The 5,157-nt window shown below is 57.3% G+C and carries 2 rRNA genes; both read left to right on the top strand.

Features of this window, described 5'->3' with window-relative positions:
• The first annotated feature begins 219 nt into the window (after positions 1-219).
• Positions 220-1,745: ribosomal RNA gene (locus tag Q5762_RS36540) — 16S ribosomal RNA — on the top strand.
• Between the two features lie 287 nt (positions 1,746-2,032).
• Positions 2,033-5,156 (top strand): 23S ribosomal RNA (locus Q5762_RS36535).
• Together the 16S and 23S rRNA genes form the textbook arrangement of a ribosomal RNA operon.
• The last annotated feature ends 1 nt before the right edge of the window (position 5,157 follow it).

Genomic DNA, 5,157 nt, shown 5'->3' with positions numbered 1-5,157 from the left:
AAGGAAGCGTCCGTTCCTTGAGAACTCAACAGCGTGCCAAAAATCAACGCCAGATTAGTTGATACCCCGTCCATCTTCGGATGGCGAGGTTCCTTTGAAAGACCTACTCGGCCCTTGTGGCCCGGTAGGCAACAACACAGCGAGGACGCTGTGAACGACCGGTCCTATTCCGACCGATCGTTCCGCTCTCGTGTGTGTGCACCGGATTACCGGTAAACATTCACGGAGAGTTTGATCCTGGCTCAGGACGAACGCTGGCGGCGTGCTTAACACATGCAAGTCGAACGATGAAGCCCTTCGGGGTGGATTAGTGGCGAACGGGTGAGTAACACGTGGGCAATCTGCCCTTCACTCTGGGACAAGCCCTGGAAACGGGGTCTAATACCGGATAACACCGGCCTTCGCATGGAGGCTGGTTGAAAGCTCCGGCGGTGAAGGATGAGCCCGCGGCCTATCAGCTTGTTGGTGGGGTAATGGCCCACCAAGGCGACGACGGGTAGCCGGCCTGAGAGGGCGACCGGCCACACTGGGACTGAGACACGGCCCAGACTCCTACGGGAGGCAGCAGTGGGGAATATTGCACAATGGGCGAAAGCCTGATGCAGCGACGCCGCGTGAGGGATGACGGCCTTCGGGTTGTAAACCTCTTTCAGCAGGGAAGAAGCGAAAGTGACGGTACCTGCAGAAGAAGCGCCGGCTAACTACGTGCCAGCAGCCGCGGTAATACGTAGGGCGCAAGCGTTGTCCGGAATTATTGGGCGTAAAGAGCTCGTAGGCGGCTTGTCACGTCGGGTGTGAAAGCCCGGGGCTTAACCCCGGGTCTGCATCCGATACGGGCAGGCTAGAGTGTGGTAGGGGAGATCGGAATTCCTGGTGTAGCGGTGAAATGCGCAGATATCAGGAGGAACACCGGTGGCGAAGGCGGATCTCTGGGCCATTACTGACGCTGAGGAGCGAAAGCGTGGGGAGCGAACAGGATTAGATACCCTGGTAGTCCACGCCGTAAACGTTGGGAACTAGGTGTTGGCGACATTCCACGTCGTCGGTGCCGCAGCTAACGCATTAAGTTCCCCGCCTGGGGAGTACGGCCGCAAGGCTAAAACTCAAAGGAATTGACGGGGGCCCGCACAAGCAGCGGAGCATGTGGCTTAATTCGACGCAACGCGAAGAACCTTACCAAGGCTTGACATATACCGGAAAGCATTAGAGATAGTGCCCCCCTTGTGGTCGGTATACAGGTGGTGCATGGCTGTCGTCAGCTCGTGTCGTGAGATGTTGGGTTAAGTCCCGCAACGAGCGCAACCCTTGTCCTGTGTTGCCAGCATGCCCTTCGGGGTGATGGGGACTCACAGGAGACCGCCGGGGTCAACTCGGAGGAAGGTGGGGACGACGTCAAGTCATCATGCCCCTTATGTCTTGGGCTGCACACGTGCTACAATGGCCGGTACAAAGAGCTGCGATGCCGCGAGGCGGAGCGAATCTCAAAAAGCCGGTCTCAGTTCGGATTGGGGTCTGCAACTCGACCCCATGAAGTCGGAGTTGCTAGTAATCGCAGATCAGCATTGCTGCGGTGAATACGTTCCCGGGCCTTGTACACACCGCCCGTCACGTCACGAAAGTCGGTAACACCCGAAGCCGGTGGCCCAACCCCTTGTGGGAGGGAGCTGTCGAAGGTGGGACTGGCGATTGGGACGAAGTCGTAACAAGGTAGCCGTACCGGAAGGTGCGGCTGGATCACCTCCTTTCTAAGGAGCACAGTACCGATTGCAGACAAACGTTCTGCACGGTCAGCTCATGGGTGGAACGTTGATTAGTTGGCACGGTCACGAGGATCACCTCTACTAGTACTGCTTCGGCGTGGAACGTGGGGATGGCCCGAGGGATCGTGCTTGGCACGTTGTTGGGTATCTGAGGGTACGGCCGAAAGGTTTGTATCTTCGCGATGCCGGCCCCAGTGAACTCGCCACGTTGTGGTGGGGTGATGGGTGGCTGGTCGTTGCTTGAGAACTACACAGTGGACGCGAGCATCTGTGGCCAAGTTTTTAAGGGCGCACGGTGGATGCCTTGGCACCAGGAACCGATGAAGGACGTGGGAGGCCACGATAGTCCCCGGGGAGCCGTCAACCAGGCTTTGATCCGGGGGTTTCCGAATGGGGAAACCCGGCAGTCGTCATGGGCTGTCACCCATGCCTGAACACATAGGGCATGTGGAGGGAACGAGGGGAAGTGAAACATCTCAGTACCCTCAGGAAGAGAAAACAACCGTGATTCCGGGAGTAGTGGCGAGCGAAACCGGATGAGGCCAAACCGTATGCGTGTGATACCCGGCAGGGGTTGCGCATGCGGGGTTGTGGGATCTCTCTTTCACAGTCTGCCGGCTGTGAGACGAGTCAGAAACCGTTGATGTAGGCGAAGGACATGCGAAAGGTCCGGCGTAGAGGGTAAGACCCCCGTAGCTGAAACATCAACGGCTCGTTTGAGAGACACCCAAGTAGCACGGGGCCCGAGAAATCCCGTGTGAATCTGGCGGGACCACCCGCTAAGCCTAAATATTCCCTGGTGACCGATAGCGGATAGTACCGTGAGGGAATGGTGAAAAGTACCGCGGGAGCGGAGTGAAATAGTACCTGAAACCGTGTGCCTACAAGCCGTGGGAGCGTCGCTGTATGTGCTTGCACATGCAGTCGTGACTGCGTGCCTTTTGAAGAATGAGCCTGCGAGTTAGCGGTGTGTAGCGAGGTTAACCCGTGTGGGGAAGCCGTAGCGAAAGCGAGTCCGAATAGGGCGATTGAGTTGCACGCTCTAGACCCGAAGCGGAGTGATCTAGCCATGGGCAGGTTGAAGCGGAGGTAAGACTTCGTGGAGGACCGAACCCACCAGGGTTGAAAACCTGGGGGATGACCTGTGGTTAGGGGTGAAAGGCCAATCAAACTCCGTGATAGCTGGTTCTCCCCGAAATGCATTTAGGTGCAGCGTCGTGTGTTTCTTGCCGGAGGTAGAGCACTGGATAGGCGATGGGCCCTACCGGGTTACTGACCTTAGCCAAACTCCGAATGCCGGTAAGTGAGAGCACGGCAGTGAGACTGTGGGGGATAAGCTCCATGGTCGAGAGGGAAACAGCCCAGAGCATCGACTAAGGCCCCTAAGCGTACGCTAAGTGGGAAAGGATGTGGAGTCGCAGAGACAACCAGGAGGTTGGCTTAGAAGCAGCCACCCTTGAAAGAGTGCGTAATAGCTCACTGGTCAAGTGATTCCGCGCCGACAATGTAGCGGGGCTCAAGCGTACCGCCGAAGTCGTGTCATTGCAGCAATAAGCCCCAACGGGCGCTGTGATGGGTAGGGGAGCGTCGTGTGCCGGGTGAAGCAGCCGCGGAAGCGAGTTGTGGACGGTTCACGAGTGAGAATGCAGGCATGAGTAGCGATACACACGTGAGAAACGTGTGCGCCGATTGACTAAGGGTTCCTGGGTCAAGCTGATCTGCCCAGGGTAAGTCGGGACCTAAGGCGAGGCCGACAGGCGTAGTCGATGGACAACCGGTTGATATTCCGGTACCCGCTTTGAAACGCCCAATATCGAGCCCATTAATGCTAAGCCCGTGAAGCCGTTCCGGACCCTTCGGGGAAAGGAAAGTGGTGGAGCCGGCGAACCAAGGTGGTAGTAGGTAAGCGATGGGGTGACGCAGGAAGGTAGTCCAGCCCGGGCGGTGGTTGTCCCGGGGTAAGGGTGTAGGCCGTGTGGTAGGCAAATCCGTCACACATTAAGGCTGAGACCTGATGCCGAGCCGATTGTGGTGAAGTGGATGATCCTATGCTGTCGAGAAAAGCCTCTAGCGAGTTTCATGGCGGCCCGTACCCTAAACCGACTCAGGTGGTCAGGTAGAGAATACCGAGGCGTTCGGGTGAACTATGGTTAAGGAACTCGGCAAAATGCCCCCGTAACTTCGGGAGAAGGGGGGCCATCACCGGTGATCGGATTTACTCCGTGAGCTGGGGGTGGCCGCAGAGACCAGCGAGAAGCGACTGTTTACTAAAAACACAGGTCCGTGCGAAGCCGTAAGGCGATGTATACGGACTGACGCCTGCCCGGTGCTGGAACGTTAAGGGGACCGGTTAGTGCACTTTCGGGTGTGCGAAGCTGAGAACTTAAGCGCCAGTAAACGGCGGTGGTAACTATAACCATCCTAAGGTAGCGAAATTCCTTGTCGGGTAAGTTCCGACCTGCACGAATGGCGTAACGACTTCTCGACTGTCTCAACCATAGGCCCGGTGAAATTGCACTACGAGTAAAGATGCTCGTTTCGCGCAGCAGGACGGAAAGACCCCGGGACCTTTACTACAGTTTGATATTGGTGTTCGGTTCGGCTTGTGTAGGATAGGTGGGAGACTTTGAAGCAGCCACGCCAGTGGTTGTGGAGTCGCCGTTGAAATACCACTCTGGTCGTGCTGGATGTCTAACCTCGGTCCGTGATCCGGATCAGGGACAGTGTCTGATGGGTAGTTTAACTGGGGCGGTTGCCTCCCAAAGGGTAACGGAGGCGCCCAAAGGTTCCCTCAGCCTGGTTGGCAATCAGGTGTTGAGTGTAAGTGCACAAGGGAGCTTGACTGTGAGACCGACGGGTCGAGCAGGGACGAAAGTCGGGACTAGTGATCCGGCGGTGGCTTGTGGAAGCGCCGTCGCTCAACGGATAAAAGGTACCCCGGGGATAACAGGCTGATCTTCCCCAAGAGTCCATATCGACGGGATGGTTTGGCACCTCGATGTCGGCTCGTCGCATCCTGGGGCTGGAGTCGGTCCCAAGGGTTGGGCTGTTCGCCCATTAAAGCGGTACGCGAGCTGGGTTTAGAACGTCGTGAGACAGTTCGGTCCCTATCCGCTGCGCGCGCAGGAATATTGAGAAGGGCTGTCCCTAGTACGAGAGGACCGGGACGGACGAACCTCTGGTGTGCCAGTTGTCCTGCCAAGGGCATGGCTGGTTGGCTACGTTCGGGAGGGATAACCGCTGAAAGCATCTAAGCGGGAAGCCTGCTTCGAGATGAGTATTCCCACCTCCTTGAGAGGGTAAGGCTCCCAGTAGACGACTGGGTTGATAGGCCGGATGTGGAAGCCCAGTAATGGGTGGAGCTGACCGGTACTAATAGGCCGAGGGCTTGTCCTCA

This window comes from Streptomyces sp. P9(2023) (assembly GCF_032436795.1).
Lineage (GTDB): Bacteria > Actinomycetota > Actinomycetes > Streptomycetales > Streptomycetaceae > Streptomyces.
Note: the sequence above shows the minus strand (reverse complement) of the source record. Positions and strands in the feature narration are given on the sequence as shown.